Here is a 17,593-nt window from a genome sequence, read left to right as displayed (position 1 = left end):
GTTTCAAGAGAGTAATGAGAGGCGCCAGTCCCGCAGTGGTTCTGTGTTACCATTGACCCTGAATTTGGCAAATATTGCCATGGTGATATCAATCATGTGGGCTGACCTGGAGACAACTTTCATGCGGCGATGAAATCTAGCAAACCAATGGCGGTTATCTGAGTTGTTTCTCTCAATTCCTACTGTTTCTCTTTTGCTAATCCCATGAAACGCATCGGGATGTTCATCCAGCAGTTGTTGATAGGGCCTCCAGTCATCGGTGCAGTACACTGTCACTTTCCACTTTGCCAGTCTCTCTAGCAAACGACTTAGGGTTTGACTATCACGATTTCCCAGTTCCCAGTCGATGAGTCTCCCAGTAACACGGTCATATGCTTTCCAGAGCCATAACTTGTTTTTTTTGCCTGGAGAAAATGCCACAGTTCGTCTAATTCCACTACGATTGCTGAGTCTGGAGCCGGTTTCTCGTAGTTTGCTTCGCCAAAATCCCTAATCCAGTTGAGCACTGACTGAGTGGAAACTCCCAAGAGTTTTGCTGTGGCATTCATTGACATACCACTCATGTACAGTAAGACCGCTTCTAGTTTCATCCAGAGAGGTTTACCTCTTTCCTTGGAGAGATTGGTGAATTGATATTGGCAACTCTTACACTTGAATCGTTGCTTATCCTTGACAAAGCCATTTTTGACAACATTCCCATGACCACATTGAGGACAGTGACAGTGTGTAGACATCTTTGCAAAATCTCATTACCCAATATTTTCTATCATGCCATATCATTATCTATTTGAAGCTCTCTCCGGTCTCTAATTTTCCTCCCCACTTGGAATAGTCCGAGAAATTGTGTAACTCTCTCTAACACCGATCAAAGTTTATTATCCAAATTGCCCTGGGAAAATAGACGGCCAATGATTTCTTCAATGGGGGGGTCAGATACGCTTAAATCCGATACTGGCAACTCCGCTAACAGTTTGGCGATCGCCGTGGTGAGGCTTTCCCGTTTTAGCAAAAAGCGCACCAGTAGACCCTCCACACTCTCCACTTCGCCATAGAGCTGTAATTTTTCCAAAGGTATGGGGGCAGATAATTCCACCGCCACTTGTCGGTAAGGGGAAAATCGTTCCACCAGAGCTTCCAGATCACCGTCATACATCAACTGTCCTTGGTGAATCAATAGCACTCGCTCACAAAGGGTGGTGATATCTGCCATGTAATGACTAGTCAATAACACTGTGGCTTGGTAACGCCGATTGTACTCCTGCAAAAACCGCCGCACCGCCACTTGGGCATTAACATCCAGTCCCAAGGTGGGTTCATCCAAAAATAAAACGGTGGGGTGGTGGAGCAGAGCGGCTAACAATTCCGCCTTCATCCTTTGCCCCAGGGAAAGTTTACGCACCGGTTGTTTTAATTCTGTGGTTAAATCGAGCATTTCGCTCAATTCTCCCAGCCGTTGTTCAAAGACTTGGTCGGGAATTTCGTAAATCGCCCCATTGATGCGCAGGGAATCCAGGGTGGGCAAATCCCAGATTAACTGTTGTTTTTGCCCCATTACTAAACTAGTGCGCCTTAAAAAAGCTGTCTGCCGACGGAAGGGATCAAAGCCCGCCACCCGCACTTTTCCCCCCGAGGGTTTAATTAGCCCCGTGAGCATCTTCAATGTGGTGGTTTTGCCGGCTCCATTGGCACCGAGGAAGCCCACCATCGCCCCAGGGGGAATGGTAAAGGAGATATCTTGCACTGCCAAAATTTGGCGGTAACGTCTCTGCCAAAAATGTTGCAATGTTCCCTTCAGACCAGGGGATTTGAGGGCAATGGGATAAACCTTGCTCAAATTTTCCACCACAATGGTGGGGGCAGAAGTTGATCCCAATGGAGTTACTAAGCTAGACAAAACGTCGTCACCTATGCCAAAAGTTCTAGATTAGTGAAGCTAAAATCGGTGAAGATTTTTTCTCCCCCAGCGGCGATCGCCTCTACGGTTTGTTGAGTGGGTAGGTAATAGCCCCCCAATTCCCCATAGGTTTCGGTGAAGTCCCGTTTGCCTTTGAGGGTATCAGTTTTAGGGTCTTTAAAAATGGCATTATATTTGATGGCAATGTAGCCGGAACCAGTATCCAAACTTTCTTCGGTGTTGATGGTGAAAGCCACCGGCCCCATCACCCGACTGACCTGACAAATTTCCGTGCCCCGGATTTTATAGTTCGACCCCATGGCATCTCCCTTCACATCAATGGCGATCGCCCCGGAAGCATCGGTTTCCCCAAAGCTAAACTCATTTTTGCCGTGGGACTTTTCAAAATTCCCTTGTTTGCGGTGGGTAACAATGTCCCGCATTTGGTTATAAACGCTTTCCTGTACCGTCTCGTCACTAAAACCAGTCACGGTGACAGTGTAGTCCGCCTTCACCTCCACTTCCCCTTCGTAGCGTTCATCCCCTTGGGTGACGGTGAGATGGGCCCGATAACCGGGAAAATTTTCGTCCCAGGTGTAGCGGTTTTCATAGGCGGCTCGGAAGGCTTCTTGGGCTGTAACAGTAGCAGTCATAGGATGAGGTAATAGACTAATTAGGCTATCACCAGCATTACATAGGAGCCGGTACTTTGTGCAAAGGGATATATCTAGGTCTAATTGGCTATAACTCCCCATGTAATCTCACAATGCTTTGCATAGACAATTATTTGTCTACTACTTATCCATAGCTAACTCCGGAATAATCTAGTGTATTGACTTTCATGGCCCATGCTGGCTAGGGCTAACCCCCAACTACAACTGTACAAATCATCATCCCCCAGCAATAAAATTTGCTGCCATTGATGCAAAATGGTGGGTGTTAAATGCAATAACAATTTTTGACCTGCGGTTTGCCCCAACGGAATCAGTCTTAACCCCGCCGAAATTAGGTTATTAGCCCAACTGTGGAGATAGCCCAACCCACTTTGATGGAGATCAATGCCCCAAAAAGCCGCCCCTAATCCAAAGGCGATCGCGTAGTTACAGGGTTCCGTGGGGGGAATTGGCTCAAACCAAGATTGCACAGTAGGCTCTAAATCCAACAACAGTTTTCGCAGGGAACCTCCCATTTGCAAGCTTTGCTCTCTTAATTCCCGACTTTCCCTAGTGGCTGTTAACCATTGATTCCAATAGGATAAATGTTTGAGAGTGGGGCTGGGTAAAATATCAGTCTTGGGCATTTGGCCGGCAAGCCGATGGGCTCGAACCATAATGGCTGTGTCCACCGTAATGGACCCCCGGCATAACTCCTGGGTAATCCACGCTCCTAAGGTATCAGCATTAGTAATATTTCCCCGTTCTATCAACCATTCTAAGCCTTCGGAATAGTTGTAGGCTCCCACCGGCAGGGTCGGGCTGACCAATTGCAAAAGTTTTAACTGGGCAGAACCTGAGAGCAAAGGTAAAAGATTATCGTCCAAAATGATTGCTTAATCCATTGTTCAAGGGGGTGAAAAAATCTTGGCCACCTCAGAGATCATAGCCCGAAGCCACAATCATCGAACCAATGCCCAGATCGGTGAATACCTCCAACAACAGAGCATGGGGCAAACGGCCATCCAGAATATGGGCCGCCCTTACTCCCTGGGCTAGGGAACGCACACAACAGGTAACCTTGGGAATCATGCCCCCCGCCACTATGCCGGAGCCAATCAATTCCCGCGCCTGTTGAATATCTAACTTGTGAATTAGGGTGGAGGGGTCTTTATAATCCCGCAAAATGCCCCTGGTGTCAGTGAGGAGAATTAGTTTTTCTGCCCCTAGGGCTGCGGCCAACTCCCCAGCACAGGTGTCGGCATTGATATTGTGAGCTTGGCCAAATTCATCCGCCGCCACACTGGAAATGACGGGAATATAACCGCTTTTCACCAAGGTTTCCACCACCCGGGCATCAACGGAGCTCACCTCCCCCACAAAACCAACATCTTTATTAGTCATGGTGCGGGCGGTCATCAGTTGGCCGTCTTTGCCACAAAGTCCCACGGCTTTTCCTCCGGCTTGGTTAATTAAATTGACCAATTCTTTGTTGACTCTACCCACCAGTACCATTTCCACAATATCCATGGTGGCCGCATCGGTGACCCGTAACCCATCTTTAAATTGGGGTTCGATGCCCACCTTATCTAGCCAGGTGTTAATTTCTGGCCCTCCGCCATGGACTACCACCGGGCGAATGCCAACGGAGGCCATAAAGACAATGTCCCGGATTACCTTGTCTTTGAGGTTGCTGTCTTTCATGGCAGCCCCTCCATATTTGACCACCACGGTGCGGCCAGCAAAGTGTTGGATGTAGGGCAAAGCTTCACTGAGGATTTTGACTCTGGTGGCGGCTTCCTCGCCGATATAATCTTGGGTACTGCTCATGGCGATCGCTAGGTGAATGGTCGAGATGGGTTTTAGCTCCGGGGAGCAAAACTGCCTGTCAGTTTAAATGCTAAAGGCAACGTCAAAACTGTTCAGGGCTAACAGTTGCCTTGATTGTGGCAAGATTCTCAGTAATGCCCCTGGCAATGGGTCCGCTGCAAGTTGTGCTTATTTCTGCCCATCTCTACGGGCGGAAGGGTTAGATAAAGTAGATAAAGACAACGGCTGGGCTATGTGGAAGACTTGACTGTGACCGCCTTTGTCTAGCCTTTCAAATTGTCATTCCAGACTTGTTCCGCATCCTGTAGGGCCTGGTCTACTGTTTTGTTGCCCACCATCGCCGCTCCAAGATTTTCGTAGATGATACGCTTGAGTTGGTTAAGGTTGGCCATGGGAGGAATTAACACCTCTGCGGTGGGCAATTGTTCCAATGCTACCCGACGAGCATTTTCCAAGGAACTGGCGTTGCTGATTTGTGCCAACTCCTGTCGATATTTGTCAACAGCGCCAATGGTGGAGGGCAAAACGTTGGCTTCTTTGATGAAGGCAAATTGGTTGTCCGTATTGGTCACAAATTCAGCAAATTTAATTGCTCCAGTGGGGTTTTTGGTACTCCGAGGAATGACTAGATTCATTACAGCCACATTTCTTTTGCCGGTTTCCCCCACAATTTGGGGCGCGGCGGCGGAAACTTTAGCAATGCTGGGGGCATTTTTCTCCAAACTAGCCAATAGCTCTGGCCCTGCCGATAAAAAGGCGATCGCCCCGGACTGATAAAGGTCCCCCGCTCGACGATGGCCTTCAGTGAGCACTTCCGGTGGCAGTAATCCTTGTTGATACAAATCAACCCAATACTGAAAAGCCACTTTGCCGGCGGGACTGTTAAAAGTGGCCCGGCCATCACTGTCCACCAACTGTACCCCCATTTGTACCAGGCTTTCTAGGGCTTCGGCGGAATCAGAAGGGGAAAACGTGACAAAAAAGCCATATTTACCGGTTTTCGCCTTAATTTCCCTAGCCGCCACCGCCAATTCGGCAAAGGTTGCTGGCGGGGTAGATAATCCAGCCTGTTGCAATAAATCCTGGTTATAGATGGTAATGCGGGTGGTGAGATACCAGGGAAAACCGAATACTTCACCGTTGCCTAAGCTGTTAGCTTGCCAAATACTGGGCAGATAGCGAGCCTTAACTTCTGCGCTCACCTCCTCTTCCAAATTCAGCCAGGCATTTTTACTAGCCAATAAAGAGGAAAAGGTGGGGTTTAGGTTGACCACATCGGGGGCTGTGTTGGCCGAGACGGCACTGAGGATTTTACTCTCCATGGCATTCCAAGGAATATCTACCCAACTCACCTGCTCCGGCGGATTGTTCCGCTCAAAAGTACTAATCAAGTCGTCAAAATACTTATTAAATTTTGGCTGCAATTGCATAGTCCAAAAGCTGACTTTCCCCTCCATGCTCTGGGGGGAATTGCTCTGGCAACTGATTAATCCACTGAGCAACAGCCCAAGACACGCAAACAAAAACCAACGTCTTGGCGATCGCCATCGGCACCATGAAACCATCGTAAAAGCTGGGGAAAGAATAAAAAACAGTGGTTCAGGAATTGCATTGCCATGGCCACTTCACAAACCTAGCCAATTTTAGCTTGACCGCAACTTTGACAGATTGTCTTTTGACTTTGCCTGGACCGCCTCCCATAATACCTTCGCGTCTTGAAGACTTTATCCTTGAAAGGAGAACTAATGTTTAAATTATTCAACCAAGCTAGCCGAATTTTTTTTGGCATTGCCCTCCCCTGTCTAATTTTCCTGGGGGGGATTTTTTCCCTGGGTAACACCGCCCTAGCCGCTGACCTAGCCCATGGTAAAGCTATCTTTGCCGGTAACTGTGCCGCTTGTCATAATGGGGGCCTTAATGCCATCAACCCCAGCAAAACCTTAAAAATGGCAGACTTGGAAGCCAATGGTAAAAATTCCGTGGCGGCAATTGTGGCCCAGATCACCAATGGTAATGGCGCTATGCCTGGCTTTAAGGGTCGCATCAGTGACAGCGACATGGAAGATGTGGCGGCCTACGTGCTTGATCAAGCGGAAAAGGGCTGGTAGATATCCTGGTTTTCAATGGTTTGATCAGGGAGAATCTGGGGCTGGGGAGTTGAGTGAGTTTCCCTGGCCCATTTCTTTGTCGATGCATTTGTCAGTGCAAGAGCAGATTATGTGTGGCCATGTAACTAAGTAGCCAATTGACCGCTGTGGCGCGGCGGGTGTGGCGGGGAGTAAACTCACCAATTTTGTAGCCCGTAAAGCCCAACTGTTCCTTGAGCAATTGTTTATTTTCCGGCGGAATAGAACGGGTCAACTTCACTGTGGGGGGACGGTTTTCGATGAAATTGGGGGGGACCGGATATTCCTGGGCCCAGCTTGACTCCACTTCTCCCAGTTCCCATTTTTGGCGATCGCCATCAAATCGATAACCAAGATAGTAAGCAAGTAGAGCGTTGACTACCTCATCACTGATTTCCTGGTTAATGATGGCCCAGAAAGTGTCTTTAGTGAGGGGAGGAAGATTGTTGGGGATAACTTCAGCCATGGTCTGACGCAAAATTGGCAAGTCTGAGGACAAACCCCCATGGTAGTTTTAACTAGCCATTGGTCACCATACCTAGGGCTCCATTTCTCACTTTGTATTGCATAGGGCAGAACCTAAATTTTTTATGCAGGCCTGCTGTTCCGCTGGGGTTAAATTCCCTTGCCTCAGGTCGCGACGGATTACCCGACCATTATGGCCCAACAGAAACCGGGGTAAAGATTCCAGTCTCACAGTAGCCAAATTCTTCATGTCGTAGGTGGTGTATTGCACCTGCCCCGGTTGATCGAACGTGAAATCCAAAATGGTTAACGTCTTTGGCGATCGCCGTTCTTGACCAATTAAAGCTCTGGGGCCCGCCCCCAATAGGCCCGTGTGGAGCAATTCCAAATTTCCTCGCCGACCAGGATAGTAAGCGTGTTGGTGCCCGCTGACATAGGTATGAACATTATACTTTTCCAACAAGGCCCTTAACTGCTCAGCGTTGGCCATCACCTCCCCCGGCTTATTGCGACCTTCCGCCACACCATAGAGAGGCAAATGACCGATCGCCAGTCGTAACTTAGCTTGCCGAGCCGGAGCACTGGCCAAAGCTTTTTCTACCCAAGCCAATTTTTCCGCAGGTATAAGATGAGTTGACCCGTCCCAGACCAGAAAAAAAACACCATTCTGAGTGAAGGTGTAATAAAAGGGGAAATCACTTTTATCCAGGAAAGTTATGCCTGGATCATGGGCCGGGTTGCGCCAATAACGGGCCGCCAAATCCCGTTCATTTTGAAACCGAAAACGACGATTTTGATCCAGAGCACCGGAAGCATCGTGGTTCCCCATCGTAAAACCAAAGGGAATTCCAGCCCGTCGTAAAGGATGGGCCACCCCCCGGTCAAAGGCTTCCCACATGGCTTGAATTTGGGCATTGGTTAATTTAGGACTCTGCCCCGCCACCATGTCTCCACTACAGAGGACAAGATCCGGTTTCATACTGGGAATTAGCTCCAACGCCTTGTGTACCTCCGGCTCATAACTGGTGGAACCATAGGCACTGTTAAGGTCACTGATCACTGCTATGCGTAAATCCTTCCGGGGTGGAAGTGTCTGCCCAAGCCCCACCGATCCCCCTGGGGAAGTTAACCATGACCCGCTAATGATCCCAACAAAAACGGCGATCGCCATAGCCCAGAAAGCCCACCGCCGTAGCTTGAGTTTGTTATCATCAGAAAAGTCACGAAAATGTAAAGTTTTGTAACGCACAGGCATTTCCCCTTGAAGCTTTCTCCGGCCGTTTCCCCTTCCCTTGCTTGGCATTCACTGGACCTACTCTGGCAGGGGGATCAACACGACGTTAGGCATGGTCTACCCCACAGCGTCCTGCCCCCTCCATGGCAGATCCTCATCCTCGGGGATGGTTCCCCCACCAGGCACCTGCAACTACTCACCGGGGAAAAGACAGAGGTGGATGTGATTGACATGGCTCCAGTGAGCCCCAGGGACGACGGCGCTCCCCCCCAAATTAACACGGTGCCCGGCCCCCACCTGCGGCGACAGGTATGGCTAAGGACCAAGTCTGGCCAAAGACTGGCCTATGCGGTTTCCTGGTGGGATGCTAGCCATGTGGACGAGTATTTGCAAAATCGTAGTTTACCCATTTGGGACAGCCTTTCCCGGTTGCACACCGAGCTGTATCGGGATATCCAAGCCATATACTGCGGCCATAATCGGACCCTAGCTAAGGCTTTTGGCCAAGAAGGGCCTTTTTGGGGCCGTCATTACCTTTTCTGGCATGACCGTAAACCCCTAACCCTAATTTACGAAATTTTTTCCCCCTACCTATCCCGCTACCTAGGCGAATTGCCTAGGCCAAAATTTGAGTAAAGCTCCAGCCAGGAGTAGGTAGGACTAAAGCTAAAGCCTATTTATTCATGGCCCGCAACATCCAAGCCGTTTTTTCATGGACCCGCATCCGGTCCGAAGCCAAAGCGATGGTGGACTCATCATCGGCAGGCTGAGAGCATTTGAGCACATCCCGACAGGACTGGACAATGGTTTCGTGCCCCTTGGTCAAAATATCGACCATTTCTTTGCTGGTGGGAATGCCGTCCACTTCTTGCACCGAACTCAGTTTAGCGAACTCCTTATAGGTACCGGGGGCAAAAACATCCAAACTGCGGATACGCTCAGCAATGTCATCCACCGCCAGGGCCAACTCATTGTACTGTTCTTCAAACATGAGATGGAGGTCGCGGAATTGGGGGCCGGTAACGTTCCAGTGGAAGTTGTGGGTTTGTAGATAAAGGGTGTAGGTATCGGCTAACAGTTTTTTCAAGGACTCTGCAATTTTGATGCGGTCCGCTTCAGGAATGCCGATATTAATCGTAGCCATACTGGATTATCTCCGTTTAACAAAATTTAACACAGTACCATTTTAACGAAATTTGCGCGTCAACGAAAGAATGCTTGTTCTTGTAAGGTTGGGGCATGGCCTAGGAAGAAAATTAATTTGACGGGGATTCCCTTTAGGGCTATGATGATTAATCGCGGTCAAAACTGGATATTAGATAGAAATAATATCAAAACGTTCCACTGCTATTTTTTACGACCCCCTGCGGATACTGAATGCTTAGGCTTTTAAGTCTGATCAGGAATTGCGGTCATCCCCCTTTTGTGCCTATGTAGGACTAACTCTCCCTACCGCTAGGGCCGAAGGTGGTCTCTCAAGCAAAGCTTGATTGAAACGCTCCATCGACGTAACTGAATTAGTTATTCACTGGCTATGAAGCTGTTGACCAAAGGTTATTGCCGCTGGTCGTCGCTTTATGTCCGGGGAGCCTTTCTGCTTGTTTATTTACACTTTTATTTAGGTAGAGGGTTACCGTGTCTATCGGTATTTTAGGAACAAAGCTGGGCATGACCCAGATATTTGATCAAGAAAGCGGCATTTCCATCCCTGTGACGGTGGTGCAAGCGGGTCCCTGTCCCGTAACCCAGGTGAAAACCCAGGACACCGACGGCTATAACGCTATCCAAGTCGGTTTTTTGCCTGTTAAAGAAAAGGCGCTGTCCAAGCCTGAGTTGGGACATTTGAAGAAGTCGAACACTGATCCTATGCGTCATTTGAAGGAGTACCGTTTGACGGACGCTCCTAACCTGCAACCCGGGGATGCAGTCACAGCGGACATTTTCCAAGCTGGAGACCTAGTCGATGTAGCCGGTCAAAGTATGGGTCGGGGTTTTGCTGGCTACCAAAAACGCCATAATTTCCGTCGGGGTAACATGACCCACGGTTCCAAAAACCACCGTCTGCCCGGTTCTACGGGAGCTGGTACTACCCCCGGTCGGGTCTATCCCGGTAAAAGAATGGCCGGACAGTATGGGGCTTCCCAGGTTACCGTCCGTCGCTTGACAGTGGTGCGGGTGGATGCGGAGCGGAACTTGCTGATCATCAAAGGGGCTTTACCTGGTAAACCCGGCACTTTGTTGAACATCACCCCTGCGAAAACCGTTGGTCGGGGCTAAGTTGCCTTTTTTATCCGTCACTGCTGAAGGAACAAAATTATGGTTGATTGTATTGTAAAAAACTGGCAGGGGGAAGAAGTGGGCAATGCTTCTCTGACCCTAAGGGTTGCTAAGGAAGAAAATGCGGCCCACATTGTCCACCGGGCCCTGGTGCGGCAACAAAATAATGCCCGCCAAGGCAACGCCTCCGCTAAAACCCGGGCTGAAGTCCGGGGGGGGGGTCGCAAACCCTGGAAACAAAAGGGTACGGGGCGGGCCCGGGCTGGTTCGATTCGTTCTCCCCTCTGGCGGGGTGGTGGTGTGATCTTTGGGCCTAAGCCTCGAGATTACAGCCAAAAAATGAACCGCAAGGAACGTCGTTTGGCCCTGAGAACGGCGATCGCCTCCCGAGCCGACAACATGGTGGTGGTGGAAGCCTTTGGTGATCAATTCAGCCAACCTAAAACCAAGGAGTTGGCCACGGCCTTGACTCGCTGGGGTGCCAAACCAGAAAAACGGGTGTTGTTGATCCTTGATGAAATTCCAGAAAATGTCTTTCTTTCTGGGCGCAACATTCCCTATTTGAAAATTTTACGGGCAGATAACCTCAATATCTACGACGTTCTCGTTGCAGACACCATTGTGGCCACCGCCACTGCCCTCGAGAAAATCCAGGAGGTTTACGGTGAGTAAGGTAATTGATCAGCGTCGTTTGGCGGACTTAATTATTAAACCGATTGTGACGGAAAAGGCCACGCTACAACTCGAAGACAACAAATACGTCTTTGATGTGCGCCCTGAAGCCACCAAACCGGAAATCAAAGCGGCGATCGAACTTTTGTTTGACGTCAAAGTAACAGGGGTAAATACTGCCCGTATGCCCCGCAGAAAGAAACGGGTTGGTCGTTTCATGGGTTTCAAAGCTCAAGTGAAGCGGGCCGTTGTCACCCTCAAGGAAGGGGACAGCATCCAACTCTTCCCTGACGTGTAAGTCACGTTTAGACCACCACTGAATACTGAATTAACTGTTATCTAAACCCATGGGTATTCGTAATTATCGGCCAATGACCCCAGGAACTCGGCAGGCAAGTGTCTCCGATTTCACTGAAATTACCAAGAGTAAGCCGGAGAAGTCATTAACCACTAACCGCCATGACCAAAAAGGTCGCAACAACCGTGGGGTGATCACCAGTCGTCACCGGGGGGGCGGCCATAAAAAGCTCTACCGGATTATCGACTTCAAACGTAACAAGCAAAATATTCCGGCCCGGGTAGCGGCGATCGAATACGATCCCAACCGCAATGCCCGCATTGCCCTGCTGTTCTACACCGACGGGGAAAAGCGTTATATTCTTGCTCCCGCTGGATTACAGGTAGGCATGACCGTTATTGCTGGGGAAGAAGCCCCCTTTGAAATTGGCAACACCTTACCCCTGAGCCGCATTCCCCTTGGTAGTGAAATACACAACGTGGAATTGGTAGCAGGGCGGGGCGGCCAAATGGTGCGTTCTGCTGGAGCTTTTGCCCAGGTGGTGGCTAAGGAAGGAGATTACGTGACCATCAAACTGCCGTCCAAGGAAGTGCGTATGGTTCGTAAAGAGTGTGTGGCTACCCTGGGTCGAGTTAGTAATGCCGAATTCCGTAACCTTAAGCTAGGAAAAGCCGGTCGTAAGCGTCACTTAGGTCGTCGTCCCCATGTCCGGGGTAGTGTGATGAACCCCTGTGATCACCCCCATGGTGGTGGTGAAGGCCGGGCCCCCATCGGTCGTTCCGGGCCTGTGTCTCCCTGGGGTAAACCAGCTTTGGGTGCCAAGACCCGCAACAAGAAGAAACGCAGTAGCGCTCTGATTGTCCGCCGTCGCACCAAATAACTATTTTTGTTTTTATTCGTTGGAACTGAACTATGGGTCGTTCACTGAAAAAAGGTCCTTTTGTGGCTGCTTCCCTGCTCCGCAAAATTGACAAGCTCAATGACAAGGGGGATAAGCAGGTGGTTAAAACCTGGTCCCGGGCTTCGACAATTCTTCCCCAAATGGTGGGTCATACCATTGCCGTCCACAACGGTCGTCAGCATGTGCCTGTGTTTGTTTCCGAGCAAATGGTGGGCCATAAGTTGGGGGAATTTGCGCCGACTCGCACCTTCCGCAGTCATTCTAAAAGCGATAAAAAAGCGCGTAAGTAACCAGAGGTAAGCAGTATGACAAAACTTGATACGACGGCCGAGGTCAAGGCGATCGCCCGTTACGTGCGGATGTCTCCCCTTAAGGTGCGCCGGGTACTAGATCAAATTCGGGGTCGTTCCTACCGGGAAGCTCTGATCATTCTGGAATTTATGCCTTACAAAGCCTGTGAGCCGGTGCTGAAAGTACTGCGCTCCGCCGTGGCCAACGCTGAGCATAACGAAGGTTTGGAACCAGCGGACCTAGTTGTTAGCCAAGCCTTTGCCGATGGAGGCCCCAGCTTGCGCCGTTTTCGCCCCCGGGCCCAGGGTCGTGCCTACCAGATTCGCAAGCCCACTTGCCACATTACCGTCGCCGTTGCCCCGGCCTTGGCAGATAACTAACATCGCTGTTCACGTCACGCATACAAAACATGGGACAAAAAATACATCCAGTTGGCTTCCGCCTCGGCATCACTAAGGACCACAAATCCTGTTGGTATGCCGACCCCAAGCGCTATCCGGAGCTTTTACAGGAAGACCACAAAATTCGCCAATATATTGAGAAAACCCTCAACAATGCCGGTATTTCCGATATCCGCATTGAGCGTAAAGCTGAACAGATTGAGTTGGGTATTCACACCGCTCGCCCCGGGGTAGTTGTCGGTCGAGGCGGCTCTGGTATTGAACAACTACGGGAAGGCTTGCAAAAACTGCTGGGTTCAGCCCGTCAGATTCGAGTCAATGTCATCGAAGTCCCCAATGCTGATGCGGATGCGGCTCTAATGGCCGAGTACATCGGTCAACAGTTAGAACGTCGGGTTTCCTTCCGCCGGGTGGTGCGCCAAGCATTGCAAAGGGCAGAAAGGGCCGAAGTTAAGGGTATCAAAATACAAGTTAGCGGTCGCCTAAATGGGGCAGAAATTGCCCGGACGGAATGGGTTCGGGAAGGCCGGGTGCCTCTCCATACCCTGCGGGCAGACATTGATTATGCCTACCGCACCGCCCTGACCACCTACGGCATTTTAGGGATTAAGGTCTGGATTTTTAAAGGGGAAGTCATCCCTGGCCAGGAAGCCGCCATCGTTGCTCCCCCCAGCCAACCCCGTCGCAAATCCCGTCGGCAACAGTTCGATGACCGTTCCCAGGACGGTTAAACGCTATCGCCATTCATTAACGCCTATTCGTTAACACACTATGTTAAGTCCTAGAAGAACAAAATTCCGCAAACAGCAACGGGGCAGGATGCGGGGTCTAGCGGAGCGGGGCAGCACCCTCAACTTCGGTGATTACGCCCTCCAGGCCACCGAACCCTGTTGGATCACCTCCCGCCAAATTGAAGCCGCCCGTCGAGCCATGACCCGTTACATCCGTCGGGGTGGGAAAATTTGGATTCGTATTTTCCCCGATAAGCCAGTCACCATGCGTCCCGCTGAAACCCGGATGGGTTCCGGTAAAGGTTCCCCAGAATATTGGGTAGCGGTAGTTAAGCCCGGCCGCGTCATGTTTGAACTAGCTGGAGTCTCTGAGGAAGTGGCCCGGGAAGCCATGCGCCTCGCCGCCCAGAAATTACCGATTAAAACAAAATTTATTAGCCGTCAGGAGGACTATATTTAACCATGGCTCTTCCCAACATTGCAGACGCAAGGAAACTCGGCGACGAAGAATTGGCCACTGAAATCTTAGCCACCAAGCAAAGATTGTTCCAACTCCGGTTCCAACAGGCTACCCGTCGTCCCGAAAACCCCCATGAATTTAAACATGCCCGCCATCGCTTGGCTCAACTCTTAACGGTGGAACGGGAACGACAACTTGAGAATAGCCCTTCTGAGGAGGCATAAAAACACCATGGCGATTAAAGAACGTGTGGGCATTGTGGTCAGTAACAAAATGGATAAAACCGTGGTTGTTGCTGTGGAAAGCCGTTCTCCCCACCCCAAGTACGGCAAGATTGTCGTCAAAACCAAGAAATTTAAAGCTCACGACGAAGAAAACCAGTGCCAAGAAGGGGACAAGGTTCGCATCCAAGAAACCCGCCCTCTGAGTAAAACCAAACGCTGGCAAGTAATCAACATTATGAGCCATTCATCCTAGTCCGATTTTTTTAGGAAAACGCCGTGATTCAACAACAAACCTATCTCAACGTCGCGGACAACAGTGGTGCTCGTAAGCTCATGTGTCTGCGGGTTCTGGGCACGGGCAACTGCACCTATGGTGGCATTGGCGACCAAATTATTGCCGTGGTGAAAGATGCTCTCCCTAATATGCCCATCAAAAAGTCCGACGTGGTGCGGGCGGTAATTGTCAGAACCAAACAGCCCCTACGCCGGGCCAGTGGCATGAGTATCCGTTTTGATGACAATGCCGCTGTGATTATCAACGCTGAAGGTAATCCCCGGGGTACCAGGGTATTTGGCCCCGTGGCCCGGGAACTGCGGGATAAAAACTTTACCAAGATTGTTTCTTTGGCTCCGGAGGTGCTCTAGATGACTAAAACCAAACCAGCCCCCCACCGGGTGAAAATGCACGTCAAAAAAGGCGACACCATCCAGGTAATTTCCGGCAAGGATAAGGGCAAAGTGGGAGAAGTTTTGCGTACCATTCCCAGCCACAGTCAGGTGGTGGTCAAAGGAGTGAATATCCGCACTAAGCACGTTAAACCTCGTCAGGAAGGGGAATCTGGGCAAATCAGTAGCTATGAAGCTCCCATCCATAGCTCCAAGGTAATGCTCTATTCCACCAAGGAAAAAATTGCCAGTCGCATTTGCTACACCGTCACCGACGATGGCCGTAAAGTGCGGATGCTGAAAAAAACAGGCGAAATCATCGATTAATGGCTATCACCTTTGCCCCGCAAGCAATGCTAGACCCTAACCCGATGTGCTCGAGTTCCCTTCGTCCATCTACTCTCTGACCAAGCCCAGAGACCCTGTAAATACCATGACTCAACGACTTAAGACCCTTTACCAAGAAACCATTCTTCCTAAGCTCCAGGAAGAGTTTGGTTATAAAAATATTCACCAAGTGCCCAAGTTGACTAAGGTGACAGTTAACCGGGGACTGGGGGAAGCTTCCCAAAATGCCAAGGCTTTGGAGTCTTCCCTGACTGAATTAGCCACCATTACGGGGCAAAAACCGGTGGTGACCAGGGCTCGCAAGGCGATCGCCGGTTTTAAAATCCGGGAAGGTATGCCGGTGGGGGTAATGGTTACCCTCCGTTCCGAGCGGATGTATGCCTTTTTGGATCGCTTAATCAACTTGGCTCTGCCTCGCATTCGGGACTTCCGGGGTATTAGCCCCAACAGCTTTGATGGCCGGGGTAACTACAGCTTAGGTATTCGCGAACAATTAATTTTCCCCGAAATTGACTACGACACCATCGATCAAATCCGGGGTATGGACGTTTCCATCATCACCAGCGCCCAAACCGACGAAGAAGGTCGTGCATTGCTCAAAGCTCTGGGCATGCCCTTTAGAAGTTAATTTAGTCGCGGCTCAGGGTGATTGGTCAGCAATAAGTCTCCATCAATCCACCTGAATCATCATCCCTTAGGAGAATCTACCAGCAGGAATAATGGCTTCAACAGACACAATTTCCGACATGCTCACCCGCATCCGCAATGCCTGTGCGGTGAGACATAGCACTACCCAGGTGCCCACCACCAAAATGACCCTGAGCATTGCCAAAGTGCTCAAAAGCGAAGGGTTCATTGAGGACTACTCTGAAACCGGCGAAGGTATTAACAAAATGTTAGTGCTTACCCTCAAGTACAAGGGCAAAACTCGTCAACCTTTGATCAATACCCTCCAACGGGTCAGTAAGCCTGGTTTGCGGGTTTACTCCCCTTCCAAAAAGATTCCTCGGGTGTTGGGCGGCATTGGTATCGCCATTGTTTCCACTTCCCACGGCATCATGACCGACAGGGAAGCCCGTCGCCAAGGTATTGGGGGCGAAATCCTTTGTTACATTTGGTAGTCCCGGTCGAAGACTACTATTGCATTACTAATTAAACTTAACTTTACAGAATTAATCCTATGTCCCGTATCGGAAAACGCCCCATTCCCCTCCCTGCGAAGGTCAGCGTAGATATCCAAGGCAGTCACCTGAGTGTTAAAGGCCCTAAAGGGTCCTTGGAAAGACAGTTACCAGAAAAGGTAATTGTGGCCCAAGAAGGGGAAACCATCACCGTCACCCGTCAGGATGAGTCCCGCACTGCCCGGGAACGCCACGGCCTAGTCCGCACCCTCGTCGCCAACATGGTGGATGGGGTGGCCCAGGGTTTTGAACGCCGTTTGGAAATCCAAGGGGTTGGCTATAGGGCCCAAGCCCAGGGCAATAAGTTAACCCTCAACGTCGGCTACAGTAAGCCGGTGGAAATGACCATGCCCCAGGGCATTGAAGTCAAAGTTGAAAATAACACCCAGGTAATTGTCTCCGGCATTGACAAGGAACTCTTGGGTAATACAGCGGCCAAAATCCGGGCTGTGCGGCCCCCAGAACCCTACAAGGGTAAAGGCATCCGCTACCAAGGTGAATATGTCCGTCGTAAAGCTGGTAAGACAGGGAAGAAATAAACTATGAAAAGCACTCGTAAATCTGCTACCCAACGTCGTCACCGTCGTCTGCGTCGCCATTTATCCGGTACCAGCGAACGGCCCCGTTTGGCGGTTTTTCGCTCCAATGACCACATCTATGCCCAGGTCATCGATGATGTGGCCCAGCATACCCTTGCGGCGGCCTCTACCCTCGATCCAGATCTGAAAAAGTCCCTTAGTTCCACCGCCACCCAGGAAGCTTCGGCGGAAGTGGGTAAGTTGGTGGCCCAACGGGCGATCGCCAAAGGCATTAACCAAGTAGTTTTTGACCGGGGTGGTAAGTTGTATCACGGACGGGTAAAAGCTCTGGCGGAGGCGGCCAGGGAAGCCGGTCTCAATTTCTAACAACGTTAACCAAACCCATTAACATCCAAGGAAATT

General features: G+C 50.3%; 27 protein-coding genes. 18 read left to right on the top strand and 9 right to left on the bottom strand.

Going from position 1 to position 17,593, the window contains the following annotated elements:
- Nucleotides 1-3: 3 nt before the first annotated feature.
- The 6 genes from C7I86_RS04065 to C7I86_RS04040 all read right to left on the bottom strand — a co-directional run bounded on the left by C7I86_RS04065 (nucleotide 4) and on the right by C7I86_RS04040 (nucleotide 5,942).
- Nucleotides 4-734 (bottom strand): IS1 family transposase gene (locus C7I86_RS04065; protein WP_102014004.1). Its coding sequence is split into 2 segments (ribosomal slippage): nucleotides 4-404 and nucleotides 404-734, totalling 732 coding nucleotides; the frame shifts between segments, so codons are not numbered across the junction.
- A gap of 131 nt (nucleotides 735-865) precedes the next feature.
- A complete protein-coding gene (locus C7I86_RS04060; protein ID WP_010871989.1) occupies nucleotides 866-1,846 on the bottom strand; it encodes an ATP-binding cassette domain-containing protein in 981 nt (326 codons plus the stop codon).
- A gap of 59 nt (nucleotides 1,847-1,905) precedes the next feature.
- Nucleotides 1,906-2,547, bottom strand: a complete 642-nt coding sequence (locus C7I86_RS04055; protein ID WP_020861538.1) for a DUF3386 domain-containing protein — start codon at nucleotides 2,545-2,547, stop codon at nucleotides 1,906-1,908.
- Nucleotides 2,548-2,702: 155 nt separating this feature from the next.
- Nucleotides 2,703-3,356 (bottom strand): urease accessory protein UreF, encoded by a 654-nt coding sequence (locus C7I86_RS04050; RefSeq protein ID WP_010871987.1) that lies wholly within the window; start codon nucleotides 3,354-3,356, stop codon nucleotides 2,703-2,705.
- A 127-nt stretch (nucleotides 3,357-3,483) separates the two neighbouring features.
- Nucleotides 3,484-4,377, bottom strand: coding sequence for an acetylglutamate kinase (gene argB, locus C7I86_RS04045; RefSeq protein ID WP_010871986.1), 894 nt, complete (start codon nucleotides 4,375-4,377; stop codon nucleotides 3,484-3,486).
- Between the two features lie 263 nt (nucleotides 4,378-4,640).
- On the bottom strand, nucleotides 4,641-5,942 hold the full coding sequence (locus C7I86_RS04040) for a sugar ABC transporter substrate-binding protein (protein ID WP_010871985.1): 1,302 nt from the start codon (nucleotides 5,940-5,942) through the stop codon (nucleotides 4,641-4,643).
- Between the two features lie 180 nt (nucleotides 5,943-6,122).
- Between C7I86_RS04040 and petJ the strand changes: the two genes are divergently transcribed.
- Nucleotides 6,123-6,485 (top strand): cytochrome c6 PetJ, encoded by a 363-nt coding sequence (petJ, locus tag C7I86_RS04035; RefSeq protein ID WP_010871984.1) that lies wholly within the window; start codon nucleotides 6,123-6,125, stop codon nucleotides 6,483-6,485.
- 91 nt (nucleotides 6,486-6,576) lie between these two features.
- On the opposite strand, the gene C7I86_RS04030 is transcribed toward petJ, so the two are convergent.
- Nucleotides 6,577-6,969 carry a DUF1823 family protein gene (locus tag C7I86_RS04030; RefSeq protein WP_010871983.1) on the bottom strand — a complete coding sequence of 131 codons (393 nt, stop codon included), beginning with the start codon at nucleotides 6,967-6,969 and terminating at the stop codon, nucleotides 6,577-6,579.
- Between the two features lie 87 nt (nucleotides 6,970-7,056).
- Entirely contained in the window at nucleotides 7,057-8,271 is a 1,215-nt protein-coding gene (locus tag C7I86_RS04025) for a metallophosphoesterase (RefSeq protein WP_010871982.1), read from the bottom strand.
- Here C7I86_RS04025 and C7I86_RS04020 point away from each other — a divergent pair.
- Nucleotides 8,230-8,838, top strand: coding sequence for a chorismate lyase (locus tag C7I86_RS04020; RefSeq protein ID WP_014407082.1), 609 nt, complete (start codon nucleotides 8,230-8,232; stop codon nucleotides 8,836-8,838). The two genes, C7I86_RS04025 and C7I86_RS04020, sit on opposite strands and share 42 nt — an antisense overlap.
- Nucleotides 8,839-8,875: 37 nt before the next feature.
- On the opposite strand, the gene C7I86_RS04015 is transcribed toward C7I86_RS04020, so the two are convergent.
- Entirely contained in the window at nucleotides 8,876-9,346 is a 471-nt protein-coding gene (locus tag C7I86_RS04015) for a Dps family protein (RefSeq protein WP_010871980.1), read from the bottom strand.
- Nucleotides 9,347-9,837: 491 nt separating this feature from the next.
- Between C7I86_RS04015 and rplC the strand changes: the two genes are divergently transcribed.
- The 16 genes from rplC (at nucleotide 9,838) to rplR (ending at nucleotide 17,557) form a co-directional block, all read left to right on the top strand.
- A complete protein-coding gene (rplC, locus tag C7I86_RS04010; protein WP_010871979.1) occupies nucleotides 9,838-10,479 on the top strand; it encodes a 50S ribosomal protein L3 in 642 nt (213 codons plus the stop codon).
- A 39-nt stretch (nucleotides 10,480-10,518) separates the two neighbouring features.
- Entirely contained in the window at nucleotides 10,519-11,151 is a 633-nt protein-coding gene (gene rplD, locus C7I86_RS04005; protein WP_010871978.1) for a 50S ribosomal protein L4, read from the top strand.
- Nucleotides 11,144-11,449 carry a 50S ribosomal protein L23 gene (locus C7I86_RS04000; RefSeq protein ID WP_010871977.1) on the top strand — a complete coding sequence of 102 codons (306 nt, stop codon included), beginning with the start codon at nucleotides 11,144-11,146 and terminating at the stop codon, nucleotides 11,447-11,449. Before rplD ends, C7I86_RS04000 begins: the two co-directional genes overlap by 8 nt.
- A 49-nt stretch (nucleotides 11,450-11,498) precedes the next feature.
- On the top strand, nucleotides 11,499-12,329 hold the full coding sequence (gene rplB, locus C7I86_RS03995; protein WP_010871976.1) for a 50S ribosomal protein L2: 831 nt from the start codon (nucleotides 11,499-11,501) through the stop codon (nucleotides 12,327-12,329).
- Nucleotides 12,330-12,361: 32 nt separating this feature from the next.
- Nucleotides 12,362-12,640: a 30S ribosomal protein S19 gene (gene rpsS, locus C7I86_RS03990; RefSeq protein WP_010871975.1), complete on the top strand. Its 279-nt coding sequence runs from the start codon at nucleotides 12,362-12,364 to the stop codon at nucleotides 12,638-12,640.
- Nucleotides 12,641-12,655: 15 nt separating this feature from the next.
- Nucleotides 12,656-13,021 (top strand): 50S ribosomal protein L22, encoded by a 366-nt coding sequence (rplV, locus tag C7I86_RS03985; protein WP_010871974.1) that lies wholly within the window; start codon nucleotides 12,656-12,658, stop codon nucleotides 13,019-13,021.
- A 29-nt stretch (nucleotides 13,022-13,050) separates the two neighbouring features.
- Nucleotides 13,051-13,773: a 30S ribosomal protein S3 gene (gene rpsC, locus C7I86_RS03980; protein WP_010871973.1), complete on the top strand. Its 723-nt coding sequence runs from the start codon at nucleotides 13,051-13,053 to the stop codon at nucleotides 13,771-13,773.
- A 40-nt stretch (nucleotides 13,774-13,813) separates the two neighbouring features.
- Complete coding sequence (gene rplP / locus C7I86_RS03975) at nucleotides 13,814-14,233, top strand: 50S ribosomal protein L16 (protein ID WP_010871972.1); 420 nt, start codon at nucleotides 13,814-13,816, stop codon at nucleotides 14,231-14,233.
- A 2-nt stretch (nucleotides 14,234-14,235) separates the two neighbouring features.
- Nucleotides 14,236-14,457, top strand: a complete 222-nt coding sequence (gene rpmC / locus C7I86_RS03970; RefSeq protein WP_010871971.1) for a 50S ribosomal protein L29 — start codon at nucleotides 14,236-14,238, stop codon at nucleotides 14,455-14,457.
- 7 nt (nucleotides 14,458-14,464) lie between these two features.
- Nucleotides 14,465-14,710, top strand: a complete 246-nt coding sequence (rpsQ, locus tag C7I86_RS03965; protein WP_010871970.1) for a 30S ribosomal protein S17 — start codon at nucleotides 14,465-14,467, stop codon at nucleotides 14,708-14,710.
- 23 nt (nucleotides 14,711-14,733) lie between these two features.
- The gene (rplN, locus tag C7I86_RS03960; protein ID WP_010871969.1) at nucleotides 14,734-15,102 is read left to right on the top strand and encodes a 50S ribosomal protein L14; all 369 of its coding nucleotides are present in this window, start codon (nucleotides 14,734-14,736) and stop codon (nucleotides 15,100-15,102) included.
- Complete coding sequence (gene rplX, locus C7I86_RS03955; protein ID WP_010871968.1) at nucleotides 15,103-15,450, top strand: 50S ribosomal protein L24; 348 nt, start codon at nucleotides 15,103-15,105, stop codon at nucleotides 15,448-15,450. It abuts the gene before it with no gap.
- Nucleotides 15,451-15,556: 106 nt separating this feature from the next.
- A complete protein-coding gene (rplE, locus tag C7I86_RS03950; protein ID WP_014407080.1) occupies nucleotides 15,557-16,099 on the top strand; it encodes a 50S ribosomal protein L5 in 543 nt (180 codons plus the stop codon).
- A gap of 91 nt (nucleotides 16,100-16,190) precedes the next feature.
- Nucleotides 16,191-16,592, top strand: a complete 402-nt coding sequence (rpsH, locus tag C7I86_RS03945; RefSeq protein WP_010871966.1) for a 30S ribosomal protein S8 — start codon at nucleotides 16,191-16,193, stop codon at nucleotides 16,590-16,592.
- Between the two features lie 59 nt (nucleotides 16,593-16,651).
- Nucleotides 16,652-17,191 (top strand): 50S ribosomal protein L6, encoded by a 540-nt coding sequence (gene rplF, locus C7I86_RS03940; protein WP_010871965.1) that lies wholly within the window; start codon nucleotides 16,652-16,654, stop codon nucleotides 17,189-17,191.
- A gap of 3 nt (nucleotides 17,192-17,194) precedes the next feature.
- The gene (gene rplR, locus C7I86_RS03935) at nucleotides 17,195-17,557 is read left to right on the top strand and encodes a 50S ribosomal protein L18 (protein WP_010871964.1); all 363 of its coding nucleotides are present in this window, start codon (nucleotides 17,195-17,197) and stop codon (nucleotides 17,555-17,557) included.
- The last annotated feature ends 36 nt before the right edge of the window (nucleotides 17,558-17,593 follow it).

The organism is Synechocystis sp. IPPAS B-1465 (assembly GCF_003015225.1).
GTDB lineage: Bacteria > Cyanobacteriota > Cyanobacteriia > Cyanobacteriales > Microcystaceae > Synechocystis.
Note: the sequence above shows the minus strand (reverse complement) of the source record. Positions and strands in the feature narration are given on the sequence as shown.

Excerpts from the sequence above, each read along its gene's own strand:
- C7I86_RS04055 (WP_020861538.1), bottom strand. The coding sequence starts at position 2,547 with ATGACTGCTACTGTTACAGCCCAAGAAGCCTTCCGAGCCGCCTATGAA.
- argB (WP_010871986.1), bottom strand. The coding sequence starts at position 4,377 with ATGAGCAGTACCCAAGATTATATCGGCGAGGAAGCCGCCACCAGAGTC.
- C7I86_RS04040 (WP_010871985.1), bottom strand. The coding sequence starts at position 5,942 with ATGGTTTCATGGTGCCGATGGCGATCGCCAAGACGTTGGTTTTTGTTT.
- petJ (WP_010871984.1), top strand. The coding sequence starts at position 6,123 with ATGTTTAAATTATTCAACCAAGCTAGCCGAATTTTTTTTGGCATTGCC.
- C7I86_RS04030 (WP_010871983.1), bottom strand. The coding sequence starts at position 6,969 with ATGGCTGAAGTTATCCCCAACAATCTTCCTCCCCTCACTAAAGACACT.
- C7I86_RS04025 (WP_010871982.1), bottom strand. The coding sequence starts at position 8,271 with ATGCCAAGCAAGGGAAGGGGAAACGGCCGGAGAAAGCTTCAAGGGGAA.
- C7I86_RS04015 (WP_010871980.1), bottom strand. The coding sequence starts at position 9,346 with ATGGCTACGATTAATATCGGCATTCCTGAAGCGGACCGCATCAAAATT.
- rplD (WP_010871978.1), top strand. The coding sequence starts at position 10,519 with ATGGTTGATTGTATTGTAAAAAACTGGCAGGGGGAAGAAGTGGGCAAT.
- rplB (WP_010871976.1), top strand. The coding sequence starts at position 11,499 with ATGGGTATTCGTAATTATCGGCCAATGACCCCAGGAACTCGGCAGGCA.
- rpsS (WP_010871975.1), top strand. The coding sequence starts at position 12,362 with ATGGGTCGTTCACTGAAAAAAGGTCCTTTTGTGGCTGCTTCCCTGCTC.
- rplV (WP_010871974.1), top strand. The coding sequence starts at position 12,656 with ATGACAAAACTTGATACGACGGCCGAGGTCAAGGCGATCGCCCGTTAC.
- rpsC (WP_010871973.1), top strand. The coding sequence starts at position 13,051 with ATGGGACAAAAAATACATCCAGTTGGCTTCCGCCTCGGCATCACTAAG.
- rplP (WP_010871972.1), top strand. The coding sequence starts at position 13,814 with ATGTTAAGTCCTAGAAGAACAAAATTCCGCAAACAGCAACGGGGCAGG.
- rpmC (WP_010871971.1), top strand. The coding sequence starts at position 14,236 with ATGGCTCTTCCCAACATTGCAGACGCAAGGAAACTCGGCGACGAAGAA.
- rpsQ (WP_010871970.1), top strand. The coding sequence starts at position 14,465 with ATGGCGATTAAAGAACGTGTGGGCATTGTGGTCAGTAACAAAATGGAT.
- rplX (WP_010871968.1), top strand. The coding sequence starts at position 15,103 with ATGACTAAAACCAAACCAGCCCCCCACCGGGTGAAAATGCACGTCAAA.
- rplE (WP_014407080.1), top strand. The coding sequence starts at position 15,557 with ATGACTCAACGACTTAAGACCCTTTACCAAGAAACCATTCTTCCTAAG.
- rpsH (WP_010871966.1), top strand. The coding sequence starts at position 16,191 with ATGGCTTCAACAGACACAATTTCCGACATGCTCACCCGCATCCGCAAT.
- rplF (WP_010871965.1), top strand. The coding sequence starts at position 16,652 with ATGTCCCGTATCGGAAAACGCCCCATTCCCCTCCCTGCGAAGGTCAGC.
- rplR (WP_010871964.1), top strand. The coding sequence starts at position 17,195 with ATGAAAAGCACTCGTAAATCTGCTACCCAACGTCGTCACCGTCGTCTG.